Origin of the sequence: Shimia sp. R10_1, assembly GCF_017744095.1 — a bacterium.
In the GTDB taxonomy this organism is placed as follows: Bacteria; Pseudomonadota; Alphaproteobacteria; order Rhodobacterales; family Rhodobacteraceae; genus Shimia.
Genome location: NZ_JAGHQX010000004.1, coordinates 184,275 through 209,224, shown reverse-complemented (window position 1 = coordinate 209,224; position 24,950 = coordinate 184,275). Strand labels below are relative to the sequence as shown.

The 24,950-nt window shown below is 57.3% G+C and carries 21 protein-coding genes; 7 read left to right on the top strand and 14 right to left on the bottom strand.

The genetic code is table 11. From position 1 onward, the window contains the following. The first annotated feature begins 6 nt into the window (after window positions 1–6). The 5 genes from J7413_RS09920 to J7413_RS09900 all read left to right on the top strand — a co-directional run bounded on the left by J7413_RS09920 (window position 7) and on the right by J7413_RS09900 (window position 5,655). Window positions 7–1,134, top strand: coding sequence for an LptF/LptG family permease (locus J7413_RS09920; RefSeq protein ID WP_209097918.1), 1,128 nt, complete (start codon window positions 7–9; stop codon window positions 1,132–1,134). Continuing rightward, entirely contained in the window at window positions 1,131–2,279 is a 1,149-nt protein-coding gene (locus tag J7413_RS09915; protein WP_209097917.1) for an LptF/LptG family permease, read from the top strand. Before J7413_RS09920 ends, J7413_RS09915 begins: the two co-directional genes overlap by 4 nt. Next, a complete protein-coding gene (locus tag J7413_RS09910; protein ID WP_209097916.1) occupies window positions 2,276–3,400 on the top strand; it encodes a glycosyltransferase family 4 protein in 1,125 nt (374 codons plus the stop codon). Before J7413_RS09915 ends, J7413_RS09910 begins: the two co-directional genes overlap by 4 nt. A gap of 106 nt (window positions 3,401–3,506) precedes the next feature. After that, window positions 3,507–5,027 (top strand): FGGY family carbohydrate kinase, encoded by a 1,521-nt coding sequence (locus J7413_RS09905; RefSeq protein ID WP_209097915.1) that lies wholly within the window; start codon window positions 3,507–3,509, stop codon window positions 5,025–5,027. A gap of 10 nt (window positions 5,028–5,037) precedes the next feature. After that, window positions 5,038–5,655 (top strand): CDP-alcohol phosphatidyltransferase family protein, encoded by a 618-nt coding sequence (locus J7413_RS09900; protein ID WP_209097914.1) that lies wholly within the window; start codon window positions 5,038–5,040, stop codon window positions 5,653–5,655. Here J7413_RS09900 and J7413_RS09895 read toward each other — a convergent pair. Further along, complete coding sequence (locus J7413_RS09895; RefSeq protein WP_209097913.1) at window positions 5,652–6,413, bottom strand: hypothetical protein; 762 nt, start codon at window positions 6,411–6,413, stop codon at window positions 5,652–5,654. The genes J7413_RS09900 and J7413_RS09895 overlap by 4 nt on opposite strands. 5 nt (window positions 6,414–6,418) lie before the next feature. Further along, a complete protein-coding gene (locus J7413_RS09890; RefSeq protein ID WP_209097912.1) occupies window positions 6,419–8,128 on the bottom strand; it encodes a cyclic peptide export ABC transporter in 1,710 nt (569 codons plus the stop codon). A gap of 190 nt (window positions 8,129–8,318) precedes the next feature. On the opposite strand from J7413_RS09890, the gene J7413_RS09885 reads away from it, so the two are divergent. After that, on the top strand, window positions 8,319–9,989 hold the full coding sequence (locus J7413_RS09885) for a sulfatase-like hydrolase/transferase (protein ID WP_209097911.1): 1,671 nt from the start codon (window positions 8,319–8,321) through the stop codon (window positions 9,987–9,989). Window positions 9,990–9,995: 6 nt separating this feature from the next. Here J7413_RS09885 and J7413_RS09880 read toward each other — a convergent pair whose 3' ends face one another. The 11 genes from J7413_RS09880 to J7413_RS09835 form a co-directional block, all read right to left on the bottom strand. Next, window positions 9,996–12,032 carry a HAMP domain-containing sensor histidine kinase gene (locus tag J7413_RS09880; RefSeq protein WP_247743436.1) on the bottom strand — a complete coding sequence of 679 codons (2,037 nt, stop codon included), beginning with the start codon at window positions 12,030–12,032 and terminating at the stop codon, window positions 9,996–9,998. Continuing rightward, window positions 12,025–13,407, bottom strand: a complete 1,383-nt coding sequence (locus J7413_RS09875) for a sigma-54 dependent transcriptional regulator (protein WP_209097910.1) — start codon at window positions 13,405–13,407, stop codon at window positions 12,025–12,027. The genes J7413_RS09880 and J7413_RS09875 overlap by 8 nt, the downstream gene beginning before the upstream one ends. A 4-nt stretch (window positions 13,408–13,411) precedes the next feature. Then, window positions 13,412–13,537 carry a hypothetical protein gene (locus J7413_RS20670; RefSeq protein WP_271309872.1) on the bottom strand — a complete coding sequence of 42 codons (126 nt, stop codon included), beginning with the start codon at window positions 13,535–13,537 and terminating at the stop codon, window positions 13,412–13,414. 4 nt (window positions 13,538–13,541) lie between these two features. After that, window positions 13,542–14,837 (bottom strand): c-type cytochrome, encoded by a 1,296-nt coding sequence (locus J7413_RS09870; RefSeq protein ID WP_209097909.1) that lies wholly within the window; start codon window positions 14,835–14,837, stop codon window positions 13,542–13,544. Window positions 14,838–14,839: 2 nt separating this feature from the next. Then, the gene (locus J7413_RS09865) at window positions 14,840–16,036 is read right to left on the bottom strand and encodes a formate dehydrogenase subunit gamma (protein ID WP_209097908.1); all 1,197 of its coding nucleotides are present in this window, start codon (window positions 16,034–16,036) and stop codon (window positions 14,840–14,842) included. 119 nt (window positions 16,037–16,155) lie between these two features. Further along, a complete protein-coding gene (gene fdh3B, locus J7413_RS09860) occupies window positions 16,156–16,749 on the bottom strand; it encodes a formate dehydrogenase FDH3 subunit beta (protein WP_209058542.1) in 594 nt (197 codons plus the stop codon). A gap of 12 nt (window positions 16,750–16,761) precedes the next feature. Continuing rightward, on the bottom strand, window positions 16,762–19,656 hold the full coding sequence (locus J7413_RS09855) for a formate dehydrogenase subunit alpha (RefSeq protein ID WP_209097907.1): 2,895 nt from the start codon (window positions 19,654–19,656) through the stop codon (window positions 16,762–16,764). Between the two features lie 105 nt (window positions 19,657–19,761). Further along, window positions 19,762–19,953: a ubiquinol-cytochrome c reductase iron-sulfur subunit N-terminal domain-containing protein gene (locus tag J7413_RS09850; protein WP_209058538.1), complete on the bottom strand. Its 192-nt coding sequence runs from the start codon at window positions 19,951–19,953 to the stop codon at window positions 19,762–19,764. A gap of 49 nt (window positions 19,954–20,002) precedes the next feature. Further along, complete coding sequence (locus tag J7413_RS09845; protein ID WP_209097906.1) at window positions 20,003–20,611, bottom strand: molecular chaperone TorD family protein; 609 nt, start codon at window positions 20,609–20,611, stop codon at window positions 20,003–20,005. Beyond that, window positions 20,608–21,291 (bottom strand): DUF3306 domain-containing protein, encoded by a 684-nt coding sequence (locus J7413_RS09840; protein WP_209097905.1) that lies wholly within the window; start codon window positions 21,289–21,291, stop codon window positions 20,608–20,610. The genes J7413_RS09845 and J7413_RS09840 overlap by 4 nt, the downstream gene beginning before the upstream one ends. Then, entirely contained in the window at window positions 21,288–21,845 is a 558-nt protein-coding gene (locus J7413_RS09835; RefSeq protein WP_209097904.1) for a DUF3305 domain-containing protein, read from the bottom strand. Before J7413_RS09835 ends, J7413_RS09840 begins: the two co-directional genes overlap by 4 nt. Window positions 21,846–22,166: 321 nt before the next feature. Between J7413_RS09835 and J7413_RS09830 the strand changes: the two genes are divergently transcribed. Continuing rightward, on the top strand, window positions 22,167–24,140 hold the full coding sequence (locus J7413_RS09830; RefSeq protein ID WP_209097903.1) for a 4Fe-4S binding protein: 1,974 nt from the start codon (window positions 22,167–22,169) through the stop codon (window positions 24,138–24,140). Here the strand turns inward: J7413_RS09830 and J7413_RS09825 are convergent. Next, entirely contained in the window at window positions 24,134–24,883 is a 750-nt protein-coding gene (locus J7413_RS09825; protein ID WP_209097902.1) for a hypothetical protein, read from the bottom strand. The two genes, J7413_RS09830 and J7413_RS09825, sit on opposite strands and share 7 nt — an antisense overlap. Window positions 24,884–24,950 lie beyond the last annotated feature (67 nt).

Genomic DNA, 24,950 nt, shown 5'->3' with positions numbered 1-24,950 from the left:
CCTCGTATGAGCCGATTGGGAACCTTCCTGCGCCTGCCTGTGTTGCGCGTGCTGGGCAAACCGCTTTTCTTGCGGTTGCTGCTGCTGTTGCTGGTGATTGAGGCGATTTTCCTCGCCGAGAGTTTCACCACACTGCTCGAACATGCTCTGCGCTTGGGCGGTGGCCCTCTGGATGTGGCACATCTTTTGAGCTTCAAAGTGCCGGAAATTCTGGATCTTGCCCTCGCAATGAGCCTCCTGATCGCCACATATTTTGCCACGCAGGACGCCCGCAATCGTGGCGAGCTGATGATCCTCGCCACAGCAGGCGTGCATTGGGGCCGGGTCGTCAGCTTTGTCCTGACCTTCGGCCTCATTGGTGGTGCGCTCAGCTTTGCCAATGCTGGCCTGATTTTGCCCAGCGCCAAGTTTGGAGAACGCCTTGCGCTTATCGCTCTGCAAAAGGACTACGTTCTCACCCGCATTCAGGAAGGCGGGCGCGAGACCACCCTTCAAACCCTCGGCGACACCACCTTCATCGCAACACCCTCAGAAGCGCTCACAGACCAACGTGGACACCTCTTTGTGTTTCAGCCCGACATCAAAGGGGGATGGCGCACCGCAAACTCTGAAAACTGGTACGTCACCAACACAGCCCCGTCCGACACGCATACGATCGAACTGCAAGCGCTCAATGTCCTTGAAGGTCCTTATCCGACTACAGCCACCGCGATCAGACCACTGAACAGCTTTGCCACAAAATCTGCCAACTTTGCCTTTTCCATGTCCGACGCCCTGCCTCAAACCGACACCACGCGCGGTGCCGCAGAAAAGCTCCTCAGCCTTTCTGAGGTCGAAACTGGGCAAATCACCCGGCTTCTGTCTCGCGCCCTAATGGTGCCTATGGCTGGTCTTTTGGCATTGGCAGCACTCGTCGCAGGCGGTGGCGGCCCGTTACGCTTTGTGGCGTTGCCACTGGCCGTGCTCATCATGATGAGCAGCGATGTTGCCAGTGGGGCGATCCTCTCCGGACTCGCGTCAAGCCTGCCCACAGCTCTGATCTGCGCTGCAGCTGCAGGGCTCTACCTTGGCCCGCCGCTCGCCTATCTGATCTGGCGCGGAGAGGCGCTGATGAAGCCAGAGGTGCGCCGATGATTGCGCAGCGACACACAGGCCTTGCGGTACGTGCCATGGTGCGCGGAGATCTCGCCGCCATTGGGTTTATGATGTTCACCCTGCTTGTTGTGGCGCTTGCCATCGATCTCGCCAAATGGCTGGGCTCCGTTCAAGCGCAGGCACAGGCCACCGATGCTTCGCTGATCTCCGTTCTACTGCCCTACATTGGGTATCGCAGCGTGGACATTGTCACGCGTCTGCTCACCATGGCCTGCCTTGCCGGAGGGTTTGTCGTTACGCTGCTGCGTCACCAGAGGCAGGACGATGTGATCCTCGCCGCCGCTGGCGCTGGCCCCAGCTTCCGTATCGCCGCCTTATTGATATCGGGGCTCCTACTGGGCGGCTTACAAATGGCGGGCGAAAACTGGCTGCGCCCGGAAGCTGTGGCAGGGCAAGTCGCGGCCAATCTTGGTGACTACGGCAAGCGGTACAACGAAACGGACATGGGCACGCAATGGGTGATCGATGACACCCGCGCCCTACGCGCAACACTCACGAGAGGCGAAAACCCAAAGCTGAATGATGTGATGCTGTTTGACGGGCTGACGGAGCCGAAACTCACAAACGTGCTACATGCACGCGCCGCGCATCCCAGCTTTGATGAGGGTGTCTGGACCTTCGAAGACGTCACAGTCTGGGACGTTGCAAACGCCAGCGCCCCAAGCGCAGAGCCGCGCCTCGATATGCCATTCAACTTAGATCCCGAAACCGTGCGCTGGTTCGGCGTGGATGCCTACTACCTCCCGAACCACGCGCTCCGCGCCATTGCTACAGCGCCAGATGATGCCGCTTCTTCGGACGCGGCAACCGCGCTTGCTGTGCGCAAAGTGGCGATTTTCCTGCCGGCCATCTTCGCCCTCCTCGGCGTGAGTCTGGCAAGCCAGGGCACAGTAGGCCGCCGCCTGTCTCCCTTCTTGCTACTGGCTCTCGCGGCCATTGGCTATCTCGCCGTGGTCTCCGTCAAAGTGTTCTGGGCACTTGGAATCCATGGTGTCCTGCCACCTCTGTTGGCCGCCACGCTTCCCGCAGTGTTTGCATTTGGTCTCGCTTGCCTTCTACAGCTGCGGCTTTCGGGGTATCTGCCGCGTCTGCCTCGCAAACACCTGCCAAAGGTCACACCATGAAAATCGTTCAGCTCACCCCCTATGCGATGGACCGCCCCGGCGGCGTGCAATCCCACGTGCGCGACCTCTCGGCATGGCTGCGCGATCAGGGTCATGACGTCCGCATCGTCGCACCGCCCGGCAATCCAGATCATCGCGAAGAGAGCCTCATGACAGTTGGCACCGCGCGGCCCTTCGCGATCCACGGCACCGCCTTTGAGGTCAGCCGCGCCTCCCGTGCCCAGCGCGCTAAGGCGGTGGTTGCTTTGAAAAACTGGGGCGCAGACGTCGTACATATGCACACCCCATGGACCCCGCTCCTGCCGTGGCAAATGTGGCGCGCCTTGAAGCTGCCTGCGATCGCCACCTTCCACGCAACCTTACCGGAAAGCGAGAGCTTTGACCCCATGTCCTGGGCACTGCGCCGCGTTGGGCATTACTTTAATCGGCGCATCAGTCGCGTCGTTGTCCCATCTGACGCGCCTTACGAACAGTGGAAAGCTGAGAATGCGCGCCCGCTGCCGCTGATCCTGCCGCCGGCAATCGACCTTTCTTCCTGGCGCGCAGCGGCAGAGGCAACACCTTCTTCTGACAGCTTCCGCATCACTTACATGGGTCGCCTTGAGGCGCGCAAAGGGGTAGCCGTTTTGCTGGAGGCATGGCGCAGTCTGCAAAACAAACTGCCCGATGCCGAGCTCATCATCGCGGGAAGCGGCGAGGAAGAGGACACACTCCGCGCCTACGCCAAGCAGCATGCACTGACCAACATTCAATTCCAGCCTCCGCCCAACAACGCGGATGCACGCGCCTTAATCGCCAGCTCCGATATTTTCGCGGCCCCTGCTTTGCATGGTGAAAGCTTCGGACTTGTCCTGATCGAAGCCATGGCCGCTGGCGCACTTCCGGTGGCGGCAAACAATGATGGGTTTCGCACGGTCATGACAGGCAGAGGCGCAGATCTGCTTGTCCCGCCCGGTGACGCGCAAGCACTTGCTGAGAAGATACACCAGCTGGCAACCGATACCGCGCACCGTACGGACTTGAGCAATTGGGCAAACACCCATGCCCGCAGCTTTGACGTGGCGACGGTTGGGCAAGAGTACCTCACACTTTTTGAAGAGGCCCTGCTCAAGCACCATTGAACCACCACGACCTTGCCAAGCGCCTCATGGCATGAGAGACCCAAACAGGCCCCTATGGCCTGCGGTATTACCAAAAACAAAGACTCTGAGGCATTTGAAAACACCCATGGGCGATCTGGTCATTTCAGCGGATTTTGGCACCTCCGGCGTAAAGGTTGGTGTTGTCGACAGCTCCCTCACCATTTTGGCACGTGTGACCGAGACCTATCCGCTCTCTTTGGCGCCCGGCGGTGTGGCCGAACAGACCCCTGAAGACTGGTGGGGCGCTCTGGCACACGCACTGGCGGCACTCCGCCGTGACGTCCCCGACCTCTCCAAACGCGCCTCCGCACTGGTATTTTCCTCACAACTCCTCGGGCTGATTTGCTGTGACGAGGCGGGCACTCCCTTGCGCCCCTGCCTGACATGGCTCGACAAACGCGCAGCACCCTTGGGGCAAAAGCTGATCGGCGGCTTCCCTGAGGTGCTCGGCTACAACATTCCGCGTCTGGCCAAATGGTTACGCATCGCCAATGGCGCTCCGGCAAAAAACGGCATGGATCCAACCGCCAAAATGCTCTGGATCATGCAGCAAGAGCCAGAGATCTACGCCCGCACCCGCTGGATGATGGATGTGAAAGACTGGCTCATTCACCGCGCCACTGGCGAGATCACCACCAGCCCGGAAAGCGCCAACCTAAGCTGGGTGATGGACACGCGACAAGGCCGTGAAGGCTGGTCCGATACGCTGTGCACGCTCACCGGTATTGACCGCAGCAAACTCGCCCCGATCACACAGGCTGACGCCGTTGTCGGCACCCTCACCCCGCAAGCCGCCGCAGAGCTGGGTCTGCCACCAGAGGTGCAAGTGCTGGGCGGCACATCCGACGTGATGGCTTCTGCATTGGGGTCTGGTGAAGTGGCAGATGGCGCGCTGCACATCTCTATTGCCACGTCTGCATGGATCGCAGGGTTCTTCCCCAACCGCCGCCTGAGCGTCCCCCATTCCTATGCCACCGTCACCACAGGTCTGAACTTTCGCCCGCTCCTGATCGCCAGTCAGGAAAACGCAGGCTCCGCCCTCGATTGGGTTTGCAACGTCACCGGCGGTGGCGCTGTCGAGACCGGATTTGACGACCTTGGCACACCTCAGGCGGATGATCCATTCTTCCTGCCGTGGCTCGCAGGTGAGCGTGTCCCCGTGGACAATGACAGCCTCCGCGGCACGTTCCATGGCCTCAGCCTGCACCATGACAGCGCCGCCATGCGCCGCGCCGCTGTTGAAGGCGTCGCATTGAACCTGCGATGGGCCATGTCCAAAGTGGAGCGCGAAAAGGGTGTTCAGACTTCCGGGGCCCTGTCCATCGTCGGCGGTGCAGCTGCCAATCCAATCTTTGCACAGACTCTGGCAGACGCTCTTAATCGGGACATTCGCGTTTGCAGCGCCCGCCATGCTGGGATGCTGGGCACCGCAACACTGGCGGCACCGCTGATGGGCTGGGCACCGTCTGTCACAGATGCTGCTGCCACTCTGAAATTGCGGAGCTCTGCCTTCTATTCGCCGAACAAAGATCGCGCCGATGCACTGGCCGCTCGCGCTGACAAACTCAATAAAATCCGCCGCCGCCTGATCCGCAGCTACACTTAAAGGACACACCATGATCGACGGGCTCATGAAATCGACAATTGACCCTCTGTGGGAGGCCATGGCCACCCCTCTGGTGAAAGCCAAGCTGACCCCAAATCAGGTGACGTTTATCGGCCTTTTGCTCGTGATTGCGGTGTCGCTTGCCTACCTCTGGCATGGGTCGCCCGTGGCTTATGGCCTGACGCTGATCCTCGCCTTCGTCTTTGACGCATTGGATGGCGCAGTGGCGCGGCGGCGCGGCATGTCCACCAAAGCAGGCGGCTATTTTGATGCCATGGTCGACCGCTACCAAGAGCTGGTGGTGCTTGCCACGCTAGCCCATATGCACGATGCTTGGCCGCTGGCGCTTGCCTGTTTCTCAGGCTCTGTCATCACATCTTACGCAAAGGCGCGCACCGCCATCGAAATGCCTGTGTCCAACACAGATTGGCCCGACTTTTTTGAGCGCATGGAGCGGGTAATTTACCTCTGCGCCATGCTCCTGCTCGCAGGCGCTCTCGGCAGCTGGGTTGTCACATGGGGTTTGGGCGGCTTTGCGCTTCTGTCGCATTTCACCGCCCTGCAGCGCGCTCAACGTGCCACTCAAATGCTGCGCGCCAAAGACGCCGATACGTCTTCGGAGAATTAACGCGCAGCGCGGCTCACCCGCCACGTGCGCCACATGTCCGGCGCAAAGGTCATGACGTAGAACAAAAACGAAGACAGCAGCAGCAGCTCAAGGCCTGTGTAGACGAAATACACCTCATAGCGCAGGCCTTCCGGCGCATGCCCTTTGCCAAGGAAGAACACCAGATAGCTCACCCCCAGCGCAATCGGCACCCAAACATAAGCCCGACGCCAAAGCGCATAACGGGGTGTCAGAACACGCCCCTCTGCACCAAGCCGCGCATAGCTGCGTGACAGGAATTCACCCGCCACCACAACAAGTGCTTGGCTGAAGAAAAACAAATAGCTGCCAAGCATATGCTCATCGCGAAAATGTGGAAAGCGATATTGGCTCAGGATTACCAATCCGACACAAGCCATCGCCTGCAGCAACAACAGCCCCCAAGTCAGCAAAGTAATCCGGCGCACCGCTTTGGCGTCGGCTCCACTTGTTTGCAAAGCGCGCAACGCCGGCAGACACAGCAACACAACTCCGACAAACAAGATCGGCGCACACAAAAGCATCCAGTCGGCAAAGGGCTCGCCAATGCGTGGATCACCGATCGACTCACTGATGGTGTAGGGTCTTTCTGACGTTTTATCAGGATAGAACGCCGCGAACTGCCAGCGTGCAGGATAGATTTGCGCATTCACCACAAGGGTCACAAACCCCGTACAAATCAACGAAATCAACATCGCCAAACCCGTACCGCGAGACGGTGTCCATTGCGTATTCTTCATATGCCTCAAGCCTCTTTGCGCGCACGCATGCGTTCGTCTGAAACGATGCGCCCCGCTTCCATTTTGATCAAGCGATCACATTTCCCAAATTGGTGATCATCATGTGTCACCGCCAGAACCAGTCGGCCAGAAGCAGACAATTCCGGCATCAGAACATCATAAAAGAACGCGCGATTTGCCGGGTCCTGGTCCGCCGCAAACTCGTCAAGCACAATAATCGGCCTCTGCTCCGCCAGCGCCACTGCCAGAGCAAGGCGGCGGCTTTGTCCCGCAGACAGCGATGTGGTGGAGAATTTATCGCCAAGCAGCGAGACCCGTTCTGCCAGCCCAAGCTGGGAAATGCGCGCCTCCAGCTCTCTTAGCTCAGCCTCTGGCATCCCATAAGCGTGATCAAACAAATGAAACTGCGCAAAAACCGCCGAAAACAACTCGCGATACGTGGCGGTCGTCTCATCCGTCAATGGCATGTCATTCAAAAGGATCTCGCCCACTTCGGGGTGGCGCATACCTGTGATCAGAGAGAGCAATGTGGTCTTGCCAGAGCCATTCCCACCGCAGATAAAAACCGTCTCGCCCGGCTGAAAAGCCAGATCGACTGGCCCAAGGTGAAACGGCGCGACATCTGCGCGCCCTGTATCACCCACACGCGCCTCGACCCCTCGCAAAGCGATGCCTGTAAAGCGTTCCAACGGCTGTGACGCAACGCTCAGCGCATGGCTCTGTGCGGCCGCCAGCTCTGTCTCAACGCCCTTGATTTTGAAATAGCTTGCTTCCGCACGGCTCAAAACCGGCAGTGTGTTAAACACCAGCTCGGTAGGCCCATTTACAAGGAAGATGATGGTCAGCACCTGAAACATCACAATTGCATTGCCACCACTCAAAGCGGGCAACACAATCACGACAAAACACATCAGCAGCGCAACCGCCAACTGCCCACCGCCCGTGCTTGCTGCAAACAACCGCTCAGACCGCATCTTGTTGGCCACTTGTGCGGCAATCACTGCCTTTGTTTCAGCCTCAAGCGCATCACGCCGACTTGCGCGCAGACGCAACTCTTTCCAACCGCTCAACATGTCTGTGACACGGTCACAATAGGCCGCAAAAGCGTCAGAGGCTTTGGTCGCCCAGCGTCGCGCAGGGCCATCCATCATGGCAAAGCCGATGCCGCCAAATGCGATGGCAGCCACTGCCGCCACACCTGCGATCCAGCTCACATAGAACAGATAAGGAATAGCGCACATCAGCACGAGCGCAGCACCAATGGCCTCGACCAAATGGATCACCGCCTGCGCCAGTTGGTTCACCTCAGCGGTCATCGCGCCATACACTTTGCCATGCCGCCGGGAGATCAGGAAATCGATGTTTGCCCGAAGCAGCAGCTCAGACAACCGATTGCGCATCTGCGCTTCGATACGCGTGATCAAAGTAAAGGCGCGCACCTTTTGAAAGTAGCCGGACACCACCATCGCTGTGGCGCAAAGCAGGAGCAGAGCGACGGGCCATCCCATCCCTTCATCATAGCGCTGCGCCGTCTCATTGATGGCAAATATCATACCTGCACGGCTGAGCCCGGAGACGAGCGTGAGAAACACAATAGGGTCGCGCATACCCGCGCCCGCATCCAGCAGAAAACGCACAACCTCAACGCGGCGTGCGAAAGCGCTCTCTGGTTGCTTTGTTTGGGCCGCGCGATTGGTCTTGGTAGCGGTGGTCAATGGGCTCACTTGCACCGGTCAGTCCGGTTTCCTTGACCGCTTTTGACCTAGAAAACGATACCGACGCAATACCGATGCGATACAGCCGCGATGCAGAGTGGCATTTTGGGGTCAATTCTTGCCCTTTAGGCAGTTGACCCACTCTCGCAGTCAACCAAGATAGCGCTCAAGAATACTTGGGAGCAGAACCGTGGCCAAAGCCAAAAACATCCTATTCATCATGTTTGACCAACTCCGCTGGGACTATCTGAGCTGCTACGGCCACCCCCATCTGCACACACCGCACATCGACCGCTTGGCCTCTATGGGGGTACGTTTCAGTCGCGCCTATATCCAGTCTCCCATCTGCGGCAGCTCCCGCATGTCGACTTACACCGGCCGCTACGTTCACAGCCACGGCGCCAGTTGGAACGGTATCCCCTTGAAAGTGGGTGAAATCACAATGGGTGATCACCTGCGAAAAGCAGGCATGGCATGCTGGTTGGTTGGAAAAACCCACATGCGTGCAGATGCCGAGGGAATGGCGCGACTGGGGTTGGAACCCGACAGCCTGATCGGCGCACGTGTCGCAGAATGCGGCTTTGATGTGTTTGAGCGCGACGATGGCATGAAGCCGGAAGGGCCTGAAGGCAGCTATGATCCGGACGGCGCCAAAGCCTACAATGCCTATCTACAGGACAAGGGATACGTCAGCGATAACCCTTGGCACGATTTCGCAAACTCTGGCTTGGATTCAGAGGGTAACGTGCTGTCCGGCTGGTTCCTCAAACACTCCAACCAGGCTGCCAACATCGCTGAAGAAGACAGTGAAACCCCTTATCTCACCACCCGTGGCATGGACTTCATCGCACAGGCAACGGACCCATGGTGCTGCCACCTGAGCTACATCAAACCGCATTGGCCCTACATCGTGCCCGAACCCTACGCCTCAATGTATGGTCCAGAGCACGTATTGCCCGTTGTGCGTTCCGAAGATGAACGTGACAACGCACATCCCGTCCTGAAAGCTTTCATGGAAACCAAGATTGGCGAAACCTTTTCACGCCAAGAAGTCCGGGAGGCTGTGATTCCCGCCTATATGGGCCTGATCAAGCAAGCCGACGACCAGATGGGGCGCCTCTTTCAGTGGTTGGAAGAAACCGGACGAATGGACGATACAATGATTGTACTCACCTCCGACCACGGTGATTTTCTCGGCGACCACTGGATGGGCGAGAAAACCTTTTTTCAGGACGCAGCCACCAAAGTTCCGCTGATCATCTACGACCCCAGTCCAGAGGCAGACATAACGCGCGGCACAGTCTGTGACGCTTTGGTAGAATCCATTGATCTTGCACCAACTTTTGTGGATGTGACGGGAGAAACACCTGCCTACCACATCCTCGAAGGCGAAAGCCTGCTGCCCATTCTGCATGGCAAGAAAGCCGAAACAGCACGCGCGTTTGCAATCTGCGAGTATGACTATTCCGCAAGTCCCATCGCCACCAAACTAAACACATCCGTACGAGACGCAGTGATTTTCATGGTAGCTACCAAAGAGTGGAAGTTGATACATTGCGAAGGTGGATACCCTCCAATCCTGTTTGATTTGGCAAATGATCCAGACGAACTCACCGATCTTGGCCAAAGCGATCAGCACGCAGATGTCATTGCCATGATGTATGATCACCTCTTCACCTGGACACGTCGTCAATCACAACGCACGACCCGTTCCGAGGAGCAACTCAACGAGATGCGCACAAAATCAGGCGGCAAAGGAGTCATGATCGGGATTTATGATGAAAACGATGCCCCACTTGAACTGACGGTCAAGTACCGCGGCCTTAAAGCAAAACCCTACAAGGATTACCTCGAGAGATAGCCCTCCTTAGCCGGCAGTTGCGGAGGGAAACCAAAGTCGAAAGACCGTGCCTTTCCCCGCTGCACTCTCTGCCTCAATCGTACCATCATACAGCTCAACCAGCTTGCGTGAGATCGACAATCCCAAGCCAGTCCCCTCTCCCTGTTTGGTGGTGAAAAATGGATCAAAAATCCGGCTAAGATGGGCCTCCGTCATTCCGATTCCAGTATCCGCCACCTCAATGCGCACCCCTGCATGCCCCTCGTGCGCGCTGTCTGATGTTTCGACACGCAGGATCCCTCCGCTCGGCATGGCATGAATGGCGTTGACGATCAGATTGATCAGCACTTGCTGCAACTCTGTACGATTGATCGCAATCGCACCTTCACTCTGAAGCTCCAACTGCAGATCAATGTTTCCGCTGCTCAACAAATGTTGCACCAAGGGCACCGTATCCATCATAACGTCTGACGGGCGATGCATCTCGCTGCCTTGGGCATATTCATCGGGCCGTGTGAATTGCAAAAGCTTGTTCACAATCAGAAAAATGGAATGTGTTTGTTCATCTATCAGCTTCAGCTCTGTACGAATATCCTCAATCTGATCACCAAGCTGCACCCGAATGACATCCAAATTACCCTGAATCACTTGGATCGGATTGTTGATTTCATGCGCGATACCCGCCGCAATCTCACCAACCGCTGCGAGCTTTTCAGAAACCACCAACTGCCGCGTTGTGGCTTCCAGTCGGCGGTTCGCCTCCGCCAAGTCCTGCGTGCGTGAGGCCACCCGACGATTAAGCTCTCGGTCTCTCTCCTGAATTTGGTCAAGCAGCGCATCCATCTGCGCCGCAACGCGCGCAATTTCCTCATCGCTGTTTTCTACACCCGTGCGCGCGCCCAGATCGCCCCCCTCAACCCTTGTGATGGTCCGAAGCATCCTCTCCAAAGGCGCGAAGATCTGGCGCGCCCACCGCAGGAAGATGGGCACAGAAATCAGAACGATAACCGCGAATGCTACCGCGAATGTTAGAATGGTTGAAAACTTCGCATCCCGAAACGGTTGATCGAGAAAGCCTACATACAGCATGCCAACACGATTGCCGAAACTGTCCGTGATTGGCTCATAGGCAGAGATGTACCAATCATTCACCACAAAGGCGCGATCCAGCCATGTCTCGCCGCGATCAAGCACAGCCGCACGCACAACCGCTGAAACCCGCGTGCCCAAGGCCCGCTCATCTTGAAAAAGACGCACGTTGGTGGAAATACGCACATCGTCCAAAAACAGGGTCGCCGTGCCCTGGCTGCCTTCGGTCAGGCTTGCAACAGGATAGACCAAGTCATTGATTGTATCGATGAATGTCAGATTTCGATTAAGCAGCACCCCTCCCACCAAAGCGCCATGACGCCCACCTTCAGACACAGGCGTTGCTGCGTGCACGACCATACCGCGCGTCTCTTCGACCCGCTCAGTCGGCACAGCCGCTTCGGTTGGTACCAATTTGATGCGCGCAAGCTCGGCAAGATCGGATGAAATCTTCGCCAGATCAGCAGCTGAAAAAACGTCTATCTGGGCTGATCCAATGCCCGCCAATGCCTGAGAGACAACCGGCCATTGCGCCATTCCCCTGTCGTCAGAAAATCTTGGCGAAGAAATCACGCCGCCGTCTGACGCAAGATAATAAAGAAAGTCCAATCCAAGGCGGGTGCGCTGTATCTGCAAAAGACGCGCGATACCGTCATGATCATCAGCACGCACATGCGATACAAAATCCGCGGAAGCTGCGAGTGCCTGCATCCGCAAATCGCTGTTTTCAAGAAGCTGAGACAGATACTGATCTGCGATGGTCAGCTCGCCATTCACTTTTGCGATCAGCAAGTTGTCGAATCTGGAGGACCAATTGACCGCCGTGACTATGAAAAACAGTGGCATGATCACCACCGTCGGTAACAGGGCAATCGCCAATAGGCGCATGCGCACCGATGCTGATCGACGACGCGGAAGCCAGCGAAACATGCGCTCTTTAGAAAGGCCCGCGTTCTTGAGCTGGGTATCAGTCATTCCACATCGCGCATTTGCGATCGATGGTTTTGCGAGAAATCCCCAATCGCCGCGCAGCCTCTGCCCGATTTCCGTCGCACGCTGCAAGCACTGTTAAAATGTGGCGACGCTCCACTGCTGCAAGGCTGTCCACCGCTGCCACCTCTTCTTCTGCGCCATTGGCGGCAAATTCAGCGGGCCACTCTCCCACAATCAGGGAACGTTCAATCAGATTGCGCAACTCACGTACGTTTCCGGGCCAGTCATAGCGCGCCATGTTCAGCAACACGCCCTCCGACAAGGTGAGCGGCGGCACGCCGAGGGATTTTGAGATTTGCTGCAAGAACATCAAAGCGAGTTCTTTCAGGTCGCCATCTCTGTTTTGCAGCGGCGGCATCTGAATGTTTAAAACATTGATGCGATGATACAAATCTTCCCGCAACCGGCCATCTTTGACCGCGTCTTCTGGATCGGCATTGGTGGCAAACAAAAACCGCAAATCCAGAGGGACTTCACGGGATGATCCCACAGGGCGAATTTTCTGATGCTCCACCACCCGCAACAATGCCGCTTGAACCGGCAGTGGCAGCTCTACAATTTCATCCAAGTAAAGCGTGCCACCATTGGCATTCATAAACACCCCATCATGGCGCACTGTCCGCCCCGCCGCATCCTGTCGGATATAGCCAAACAACTCATGTTCGATCATATCGCCCGCAATCGTGGCACAGTTGATGGGCACAAACGGTTTATCAGCTCTCGACGACATCATGTGCAGCGCACGCGCAGCAACCTCTTTGCCGGTGCCAGTATCCCCAGTCAGCAACACCGGCGTCGGCAATGGAGCGGCACGTGCCATTGTGGTCCGAATGCTTTCGATTTGGGATGAACTGCCCAAAAGGCGCGCGCGCACCTGCTCATTTCCTGCGGCGAGCTCATACTTCAAGAGATAGTTCTCACGGCGCAAGTTCACCCGATCAACGCAACGCGCCACCGCATTCAAAATCTGATTGGACCGGAACGGCTTCAACACAAAGTCAACGGCACCAGCTCGCATCGCTTCGATCGCGGTGTCCATGTCTGCAAAAGCCGTGATCAGAATGGTGTCGGCGAAAAAACCAAGCTTGCGTTGCTCGCTCAACCACTCAAGTCCGGTTGTACCCGGCATCACATTGTCCAGAATGACAATGTCAAAGTGGTTTTGATCCAACAGGCGGCTCGCCACATCTGTGTTTGCAGCCTGCTCAATGCGCCCCACAACCGGATCCAAAATCTTCACAATGAAGTTTCGGATTCCCGGCTCATCATCCACCACCAAAACGGACGCAGTCGACAGGCCAATGCCGAATTCTGATGGCCGTTTTGAAGGGGCTGGTGCGCGGTCTATTTGGTTCATCGGATCAATCCAACCTTACCGCTGTTCCACTGGCAACATCGCTGGCAGAAAAACCGATGGCATGCAGACCAAAATAGGCCGCCACGGAAATGGCTGCCACTGCGGCACAAGCCAAGAAAAACACTTTCATATCCTCAGTCCTCAATATCACTGTATAGGCGCAGATAAGCGATCAAATCTGCGCGGTCTTCGGCGCGGGTGATGCGTTGAACCGGCATTTTGGTTCCCGCAATATACACGTCCGGCCCCAAATCAAAAAGCGCATCAATGGTTTGGTCTGTCCAAACCACATCAGACGTCAGCAAAGTCTCTGAATAGCTATAGTCAGAAACTGTCCCCGCTTGTCGCCCAAAAACATCTTTGAGTGTTGGGCCCGCGCGTCTGGCGCTGTCACCTGTTAACGTATGGCATATGGAACATTTGCGCTGAAACTGGCGCTCGCCATTTGAGCCGCTGTCATTTCCATTCAAGAAGTCTCGCCCTTCGGCGACCATACGAGGCGCATCTTCAGGATCCGAAAGCGGCCAACTGAACATCGCCTCATCCAGCCCCCCCGCGTGAATGTTCTCCCCATCAGCCGAGAAGGCAAGCGCCCAAATCGGGCCACGGTGCGTCGCCTTGATGTCATTGGCAATGGTCCAATCTGCGGTATTCAGCATCAAAATATAGCCCTCCCCATCTCCAACCGCGAGATGATCGCCCATGGGGCTCGCTGCCATCGCAAGGATTGGACGGCGTTCCAATGTAATGTCTTTGATCAGCTCCGCGCTCTTCAAGGAAATCACTTTGGTCACACCATCCACGGCCCCAAAAGCAAGCCAGCCCAGCTCTTCCCTCAAAACCAAAGTGTTCACGCCAAAACCATTGGAGAGAAACAACTGGCGCAGGTCACCGCTTTGGGTGTCATAGAGACGTATCTTGCCATCAGAAGACGCTGTGAAAAGCGCAGTGCCTCCTTCTGCGAAGGCCACATCATTGACGTTGCTCCCAATTTCAAGAAAACGCGGCGCTGCGCCTTGCAGCGACCAGAGGCCAACGGTTCCATCCCAACTCGCACTCGCAAACGCCTTGCCATCCGGGGCAACACGCAACGACATGACCTTGCCTTTGTGATGGCCCAATATCTGAGACTGTCCTGTCTCTAAGTTCCAAAGCCGAACAGCAAAGTCGTCTCCAGCGGAAACCGCTGCGGTGTTGGTGAGAAAAGCAACCGAATTGACTGCAGCCTCATGCCCCTCAAGCCATTGCGGCGCCTGATCCCGCCACAAACCGACAGAGTTGTCAAAGCTCGCGGTCAGGATCGCACCCCCATCCGGAGAAACCGCGATCCCCTTGATCGGACCACCGTGTCCGGTGAGCTGAAAGAACTCCCCAGCCACCGCGCTCACCGCCCAACAAAGCATCCCAAGACACAGCGCAACGCCCCGCATATTCACTCCGCTGGGGTTGCCTGATCAGCCGCGGTTTTCGCCTGCGCTTTGGCTAGCTCTTCTTCATACCAGATGGAGTGGTGCTCTTTGGCCCATTGCTCATCCACTTCGCCCGTCGCCATTGTATCAATGGCACCTTCCATCCCGACAGACCCTAAATAGATATGGGCAATGATGATGGCGATGAACACAAAGGCAATGACGCCATGCCAGATCTGGCTAAGTTGCATTTCCTCATAGGGAGACAAAACCTCTGGCAAGGGCGCTCCTGTGATCAGCTGGGGCAGGCCGAGCATGTTCAAAACGTTGAACGTCTTGGCAAACATCGGCAGCTCAAACGGAAAGAGCAGTGCAAGACCCGAAGCTGAAATCGAAACTCCCAACACGATCACAGACCAGAAAATGATCTTTTGTCCGGCATTAAATTTCTTGGCAGGTGGGTGCACACCTTTGGCAAAAAGACCGCCCCCTTTGGCAAGCCATTTGAGATCCGTACGGTCCGGAATATTGTGGTGTACCCACATGACAAACACCATGAGCAGGCCAAGCATAAACGCCCATGCAATGTTGTTGTGCACCCACTTCCCGGCCAAAGCGATCGAGGCATAGGCCTCGTGTCCCATCCATGGGATGATAAACTTGCGCCCAATCAGCAGTACCAGGCCCGTAATCCCCAGAATGATGAAAGATATCCCCATCAACCAATGCGCAAAGCGTTCGATTGCCAAAAACCGAATGATGTTGCGGCCTGTCTTTGCGCCTTCGATCAAGATCTTGCCACGGACCAGCCAAAACAAGGCAATCACTGCTGTCATGCCGCCCAGCAGATAAAACCCATATTGGATCAAAGGCCCTTCACGGAACGTGAGCCAGGTCATACCGCTGTCTTGAATAAGCAAAGTACTGGTTGGGCCACTGGCTTGTGTTGTTGTGTTTGCACTGCCGTAGCGCAACGCACGAAACACTTCGGAATCTGAGGCAACCCCGCGCGTACCCAGCTGTCCTATCAACGCTTCGACATTGCCTTGGCCAGTCGCATCGCGCCGGAAACTGTCATCAAGCTTTTCACCACGCTGCCGTGCCATAATATCTTCGAGCGTCTGAGCGCCGCCCGTTAAGCTGCGATCAGGTGTCGTGTCTTGAGCCAAAGCTGGCAATGCCAACATGAACGAAAGAGCCATCCAGAGAAGCGCGCGCATCACATCCTCATTTTATCTGAAACCATGGGGTCAGAGCTGTGCCCAAAACCGCGCATGAAGAAGTCTTCAAAGTATCAATCCGGCGGCAAGAAAACCCGCCGCCGGTGATTTAGACGGTATCAGCCGCCTTTTTGCTCATAAGCGGTGCCCCAGCCCCAGGCGCCGGTGCCAAAACCGCGCGCCACAACGCGTTCGCGGTAGATCGCGGAGACAACATCCCCGTCACCCGCCAAAAGGGCTTTGGTGGAACACATCTCCGCACAGATCGGCAGCTTGCCTTCCGCGATGCGGTTTCGGCCATATTTGGCGAATTCCGCAGTGGAGTGGTTCTCTTCCGGCCCGCCTGCACAGAAGGTGCATTTGTCCATCTTGCCGCGGCTGCCAAAGTTGCCTGCCTGCGGATATTGCGGCGCGCCAAACGGACACGCGTAGAAGCAATAGCCACAGCCAATGCACAGGTCTTTGGAGTGCAGCACCACACCTTCTTCGTTCTGATAGAAGCAATCCACCGGACAGACCGCCATACAAGGCGCGTCTGAACAATGCATGCATGCCACAGAAATCGAACGCTCACCCGGTGTACCGTCGTTGATTGTCACAACGCGACGCCGGTTGATGCCCCAAGGCACCTCGTGCTCGTTCTTACAGGCCGTGACGCAGGCGTTGCATTCGATGCAACGTTCCGCGTCGCAGAGAAATTTCGCTCGTGCCATTTCTCTTCCTCCTTATGCTGCCCAGATTTTGCAGAGAGTCGCTTTGGTCTCCTGCATCTGAGTCACGCTGTCATAGCCATAGGTCTGCGCCGTGTTGGTGGCTTCGCCCAACACATATGGATCGGCCCCTGCCGGATACTTGCTCCGCAGGTCTTCTCCTTCGAAATGGCCCGCAAAGTGGAACGGCATGAAGACCACACCTTCGCCGACGCGTTCGGTCACCATGGCCATCACTTTGACCTTGGCCCCTTCGGCACCTTCGACCCACACCTGCGCCTGATCACGCACACCGAGATTGTTCGCATCACGCGGGTTGATCTCGACAAACATGTCCTGCTGCAGTTCGGCCAGCCAAGGGTTGGAACGGGTTTCATCCCCGCCACCTTCGTATTCCACCAGACGCCCGGACGTCAGGATCAGCGGATAGTCCTTGCTGAAGTCCTGTTTCTGGATCGAGGCGTACATGGTTGGCAGACGATAGAATTTCCGATCCTCATAGGTCGGATAATCCGCCACCAGATCACGACGGTTGGTGTAGAGCGGCTCGCGGTGCAGCGGGATAGGATCCGGGAAGGTCCAAACCACGGCACGGGCTTTCGCGTTCCCAAATGGCGCACATTCGTGCTTGATCGCCACCCGCTGGATGCCGCCTGACAGGTCGGTTTTCCAGTTGGTCTTGGGTCCGGCCACCGCATCGATCGCAGCACGCTCTTCATCCGTCAGATCGCCATCCCAACCCAGATCCATCAGCATCTGCATTGTGAATTCTGGATAGCCATCCTGAATTTCGGAATCGAGGCTTGCCACACCTTCGGCCAGAAGGTTGTCACCGTCACGTTCTACACCAAAGCGGGCGCGGAAGGTCAAACCACCCTCAGAGACACGTTTGGACATGTCATAGAGGTTTGGCGTGCCCGGGTGCTTCATCTCTGGCGTGCCCCAGCATGGCCACGGCATACCATAGTAGTCACCATCCGCCGGACCACCGTTCGCTTTCAGCGTCGTGCGGTCAAAGGTGTGCTGGTTTGCCATATGCAGCTTGATGCGTTCAGGCGACTGACCGGTGTAGCCAATCGTCCACAGACCAGCGTTGAACTCACGGGTGATGCTTTCCACATTCGGGGTGTTCTCGTCTTCCATTTCGATGTTGCGGAAGAAACGGTCTGCCCAGCCAAACTTGTTGGCAAAGAGCCCCATGATCTCATGGTCCGGCTTGCTCTCAAACAGCGGTTCAATGATCTGATCACGCCACTGCAAAGAGCGGTTGGACGCGGTCGCGGACCCACGGGTCTCAAACTGCGTACAGGCCGGCAGAAGATACACGCCATCGGTGCGGTCTTGCATAACAGCAGAAGCGGTTGGGAACGGGTCGACAACGACCAGCATGTCCAGCTTCTCCATCGCTGTTTTCATTTCTTTACCGCGTGTCTGCGAGTTCGGCGCGTGGCCCCAAAGCACCATGGCCCGCACTTTGTCGGGGTTGTCCATGTTCTCTGGATCTTCCAGCACACCGTCGATCCAGCGCGACACCGGAATCCCGGTGAGGTTCTGAAGCGACTTCTCTTTGCCGTCAGCACCGGTGGTGGTCGCAAACTGGCCTTTCAGCCAATCACCATCTTCACCCCAGACACGGCCCCAGTGCGCCCATGCGCCTGCGGACAGGCCATAGTAGCCGGGCAGCGTGTGGGACAGAACGCCAAGGTCCGTTGCGCCTTGCACGTTGTCGTGGCCGCGGAAGATGTTGGTGCCGCCACCCTCTGTGCCCATATTGCCCAGCGCCAACTGCAGCACACAATACGCACGCGTATTGTTATTACCGTTGGTGTGCTGTGTGCCACCCATGCACCAGATCACAGTGCCAGGACGGTTGTTCACCATCTGGCGTGCGACGCGGCGCAGCTGTTCCCCCGGCGCGCCTGTGACGCGTTCAACTTCTTCCGGATTCCACTTGGCCACTTCTTCTTTGATCTGATCCATCCCCCAAACACGGGTGCGGATGAACTCTTTATCTTCCCAACCGTTTTCGAAGATGTGCCACAGGATGCCCCAAACCAGCGCCACGTCGGTGCCGGGACGGAAACGCACATATTCATCCGCATGCGCCGCCGTGCGGGTAAAGCGCGGGTCACATACGATCAGCGGTGCGTTGTTGCGCTCTTTCGCGCGCAGCACGTGCAACAGCGAAACCGGGTGGGCTTCGGCTGGGTTGCCGCCAATGATGAAGATGGCTTTGGAATTGTGAATGTCATTGTAGGAGTTGGTCATGGCGCCGTAGCCCCATGTGTTTGCAACACCTGCAACCGTGGTGGAGTGACAGATACGCGCCTGGTGATCCACGTTGTTTGTGCCCCAATAGGCGGCAAACTTACGGAACAGATAGGCCTGTTCGTTGTTGTGCTTGGCAGAGCCGAGCCAATAAACGCTGTCCGGGCCACTTTCTTCGCGGATCTTCATCATGCCGTCGCCGATCTCGTTGATCGCCTGTTCCCAGCTGATGCGTTTCCACTCACCACCCTCTTTTTTCATCGGATACTTCAGACGGCGTTCGCCATGGGCGTGCTCACGTACTGAAGCGCCTTTCGCGCAATGGGCGCCAAGGTTGAACGGGCTGTCCCAACCTGGTTCCTGACCGACCCAAACGCCGCTTTGCACTTCAGCCACAACCGTACAGCCCACAGAGCAGTGGGTGCAGACGGATTTGACTGTTTGAACGGCAGTGTTTGCGGCGTCTTGGGCTTGCGCCTGAGTGACGGTGCCTCCAGTGGCACCTATTGCTGCCAACCCGCCGATGGCGAGGCCGGATCCGCGCAAGAATGTGCGGCGGTCCACAGCTTTCTCAGCTGCGACAGACAGGATACTTGTCCGCTGGGGGCGTCGCGCAACCCCGTTGGTCTTTTTCCTAAGCATAGTTTCCTCCCTTGCTGTCCCTTATCGGGAACTTGCTAGGTACTTCCTTGATCCCGACCGGTGGGCGTCACGCAACCGGTGGTCGGGGGCGGGGATACCGTCCGATCAGAACCGGGCGCTATCGAGGTATGCGCGGGTGTGCGCGGTGTCCTGCATCTTGTTGCTGGACAGATCAGCCGGTTGGGCTTCCGCCGTATCAGGCGAAAGCGCCACCACTGCGGCTGCAGCTGGGGCTGCCGTCGTGGCGAGCTTCAGAAAATCACGCCGGCTGGCGCCTTTTTCCTCTGGCTGGCTCATGGTCTGCTCCTTCTTCATGTCGGTTGGGGCCCGACGTTTCGGTTTACGTTCACTCCGCCCCCATGCGGAACGCTTGTGTCTCAATCTCAAGGAACGCTTTGGCCACAGTGCCCACAGGGGCATAGAACACTGAGTTCTGTGCCGCTTCCAAATCGCTGAAGAAATGCTCGGCCCAGGGCGCGATGTGGGTGAAGTAGAAATCCTTCTGACGCCCCAACGGCACAGGTGCGCCAAAACGGCCCCGGATCATCCCGGCCATCATTTCCAGCAAGCTCGCAATATTGTCTTCGGGTTCGTATACGTTCGGCGCGCGCGTAATCCGCAAACCGGCCATATCCGAACGCAGCGTGGCGAGCGGTTTTTCGTTAAGGAACCCCGTAAGGTAATAAGAGGCAAAGGGCATCAACTCGCCACGCCCCAAACCGATGAACAGCGCATTGAACTCACGCTCGACAGCCGTCTCTTTCATTGCTTTGGCAATACGCGCAAGCGTACTGATGGCGCGCCCCAGTTCGCTATCATCGCCGCCAAGTCCCGCGGCACGCTGCAGCAAAGCTGTGTCAGGCGGGCTTGATAGCAACGCAGCAAGAAAGTCATAAAGATCCGCGCGCAGCAGATCCTCTTCAGCGATCACAGTATCCTTGACGGCTTCGCTCATTCCTGTGTCATCCCCTCAGTCTGTTCAATTCCTGCAAATTCAAACCGCAGGCGGCGGCGCACGGGGGCTACGGGGTCCGGCTCCGCGGCTTCGGCGACACCGCTTGCAATTTCTGCATCTTCGCCCTCAAACGCCATCGCTACCGGGGCTCCCTCTAAGCCGCCATCCCGCATTTCTTCCATCTCTACTGGCGACACCTCAGTCACATCTTCGACCGCGTCATCGGCGGCCTCAGCTTCGACGAGAGATCCCGCCTCAGCAGCCTCTTTCTCCGCCGCCTGACGGGCCATTTCTTCCACATGTTTCAGCATGCCTTTGCCCACTTGATAGGCGGTCTGCATGCCCTCGATCACCATCGCGCTGTCGGTGAAGTCCTCACCATAATCGACCAGCTCATCCAGATTGGCCAAAACCGGATTGGTCAGCCAAAGTTTGCGCAGTGCGCGGCGGCGAATGCGTTCTGGCACCGCTTTTGCAAGAAACACGGTGAAATCATCGCCTTGCTCCAGCGCATCAGGGTCCGGCAACTCCAATTCCGCCAAAATCTCAGCGTCTGTCTTTTCCTCAAGAACCGCATGCTCTTGCGCGAGCACCTGCTGTTCCGCAACCAAAGCTGCTTCGGCAGCTTCCTCCGCCACAGCAGCCTTGCGGCGCGCCCAGAAATCTCCACCCCGGCTCAATGTGGCCTCCCAGTGCGTGGCGCCCGAAAAACGTCACTCAACTGCGAAATCCGCGCATCGCCGCGCCCATCTTCCATCAAATCGATGCGTTTCTTATCACGACGTCGCTTCACAAAAATCTCTTCTTCATGATGCGCCTGAACAAAGTCGCGCAGGAACGCAACCAGCCCCTCTGGCATAGGCACCAGTTCCAATAGTTCCTCACCGCTGTCCGCGTAGTCTTGGAATTCATAAGCCGAAGCCGTCGCAAGCAAGATTTCGTATGGGTGCTCCGCGTCAGGGTCTTCGGTCTCCCGCATCACGACGCCAATTGAGGGCACTCGTGCGGACAACGTGGCAAGATACGCCTCCGTATCTGTGTGCCACAATTCCAGAGGCACCGTGGCGGCATGAAATTCGACTGCCTCACCTTCCTCTCGCAACACCTGCCAATCGGCCTGCGCCGCGCCGGGGAGCACAGCAACAGCTTGCCACGCAAAAGGCACCCAACGGTTTACCGAGGGTGTCCTACGAATAACGATGCCCAGTGGCAATGAAACCGGCGCTTTACGCATGCGGCTTTAGTTCTCCTCCCGCGCCCAGAATTTTTTTCGGCGCATCCCTATGATCCCCTGCCGATGTGAAATCACAAAAGGAAAACGTAAATCCCGGCTCATTGTCGGTCGAAACTGGACATTTTGATCCCGCGCGCGCTGCCCCGGGGTAAAGCGTGGTCAGATTGTCCACACGCCCTCAAAGACCTATAGAATCACTTGGTCTTGCAAGCCTCTACCCGACGATTTTTGTCATGTTTGTAAGGCTTTACGGCACCTGAGATTCATGCATTTCTTTGAAGCGTTCGGCGAGAAATCCAGCGTCGAATACGGGAGGAAGACATGTCCAAGACTTTGATATTGTGTAATTGTTCGAACAGCTTTGCACTGGAAGGCGCGCCTTTGTCTGCTTCAACCGGAGTGACATGTTCAAAAGTTCACAGCGGCCTTTGCACCACGCAAGCCCCCCAGGCCGCAGAGTTGTTGCAAGCAACGGGCGGAGGCGAAAACGCCATCGTCGCTTGCCAGCAAGAGCAAGACTTCTTCGTCGAACTTGCCGACGATCTTGGCCTTGAGCCGCCCCTGTGTGTGGACCTCCGCGACCGGGCAGGATGGTCAGATCAGACCGATCAAACGACGCCCAAAATGGCTGCTTTACTCGCAGATGCGCTGCGCCCATCCCCGGAGACAAAAACCTACGACATCACATCGGAAGGCCAGTGCCTGATCTTGGGCGCGCCAGATGTCGCCATAACTGCGGCCCGCCAGCTCACAGAGTTTCTCAGCGTCACCGTGCTGGTCCCTAGCGGCAGCGACACGCCTTTGGATCGCAGTTGCGACGTGATCGCAGGCCGAATCAAACGTGTTTCCGGCGCCCTCGGTCAGTTCGAGGTTCGCATCGACGCACTACAACAACTTGAACCCGGCGGACGGGGCGCATTGAAATTCGGCGACCCGCGTGACGGCGCACAAACCACCTGCGACATCATCCTTGATCTGCGCGGTGAACCGGCATTGGTGCCTGCCCCGGAAAAACGCGAAGGCTACCTGAGTGCCGATCCAAACAGCCTGTCCGCCGTGCACGCCGCTATCCTCGAAGCCTCCCATTTGGTCGGAACCTTCGAGAAACCGCTCTATTTGGCACTTGAGCCGAACCTGTGCGCGCACTCACGTGCGGAACAAACAGCTTGCACCAAGTGTCTGGACGCTTGTCCGACCTCTGCAATCCACCCTGCAGGCGATCATGTGGATATCGATCCAAACATCTGCGCCGGATGCGGTGCCTGCGCGGCGCTCTGCCCCTCTGGCGCAATCACCTATGATGACCCGCCCACAAGCGCGCTCTTTGCCCGCATCAACGCTCTGGCAGAGGCCTATCGCTCTGCGGGCGGCACCGCGCCGCGCCTTCTGGTGCATGACCGCAGTTTCGGCGCAGAGATGATCGCGCTTGCCGCACGATTTGATCGCGGCCTGCCTGCGGATGTTATCCCGATGGACCTTGAACGCGTCAGCGGCTTTGGCCATGCCGAAATGCTCGCGAGCCTCGCCAGCGGCTTTGCAAGCGTGGACATTCTGGTGTCCCCAACAACAGACCGCAGCGCACTCGATACGGAACTTTCTCTGGCTCAGGCTCTCTGCGGCACATCTGGTGTTCTCCGCCTGCTGGAGCCACAGGAGCCAACCGCGCTCTGCGATATGCTCTATAGCGCCTCACCAGCTATTGAGGTGGAAACTCCAATACTGCCTCTTGGCAATCGCCGGCAAGTCACGCGATTGGCCGCAAAGGCGCTACAGCCAGCGCTCGACGCCCCAATTGAGTTGCCAGAAAACGCACCATACGGTGCCGTACTGGTGAACAAAGACGCCTGCACATTGTGCCTGTCCTGCGCGTCGCTCTGCCCGGCAGGCGCACTGGGAGACAACCCCGACAAGCCGCAGCTGCGCTTTCAGGAGGACGCCTGCCTGCAATGCGGCCTCTGCGCCAACGTCTGCCCCGAAAACGCGATCTCTCTGGTGCCCCAATTCGACACCTCAGATGCTGCGCTCACCCAACAGGTTGTGCATGAAGAAGAGCCCTTTGAATGTGTGGAATGCGGCACGCCGTTTGGGGTGAAATCCACCATCGAACGCATCATGGACAAACTCGCAGGCAAACACGCCATGTTCGCCACCTCAGATGCGGCGCGGATGATCCAGATGTGTGATGATTGCCGTGTGAACGCGCAGTTCCATCAGCCCAGCAATCCTTTTGCGGCAGCAGATCGCCCGCGCGTGCGTACATCTGAGGATTACTTCAGCAAGCGCCGGGATCACTGATGCGCAATCGGCTTCCCCAAATCTGCCGGAACCACCGTCGCGGCATAAGCCAGGATGTTCTCCAGCTCCTCAAGGCTGAGAGTGACCGGACTGATGGGCGACGGCCGGGTTTCGTCAAACGGCTCGGTCAAATCCGGGATCACCGTGAATGCCGGATGCGGGTTCAGCGCATAGAAGGCCGCGAAACGCTCCTCCCAATCCGCCAAACTGCGCAAGACAGCGAAACTGGGGGTGGAGCCGATGCCCGACATCCGGTTGGCCTCACCTACGACATGGCAACGACCACAAGCCGTAAGCGCCAGATCCGCCCCGCGCGTGGCGTCCCCGTCAAACACCGTCGCCTCAACCGCAGCTTCGGTGACAACCGGGGGCGCAAAAATCTCTGCGCCATCTCGTTTGTACGTCAGCACCGTGCGCTGACCGACCTCTCCGGTCAGCCATTTGGCAAAGGTGGCCATATGAACATCATCTGCGTTGGAAACAGTCAGCCCATAGGTCACGCCATCTTTGGAAAAAACCGCGCGCTGCCCATCTGCCACCAGCGCCGCAGCACCCACGCTGACATCCTCCACCAGCGTGACCCGCACCCCGTGCTTAAGCATGAACCGTGGCATCATAAATTTGATCACACCAGTTTCGATGAGGTGCGGCGCGACATAAAGCGTGGTGGTTTTCCCCTGCGCCAAAGCGGCACCAGCCATGGCGGCGATGCTGATCGCCATTGCCAAAACCCATCGTGCCATCCGAGATATCACCATGTAGCAAACCTAGGCGCGGCTCACGGCTCGCGTCAACACGCGCGCCTAAGAC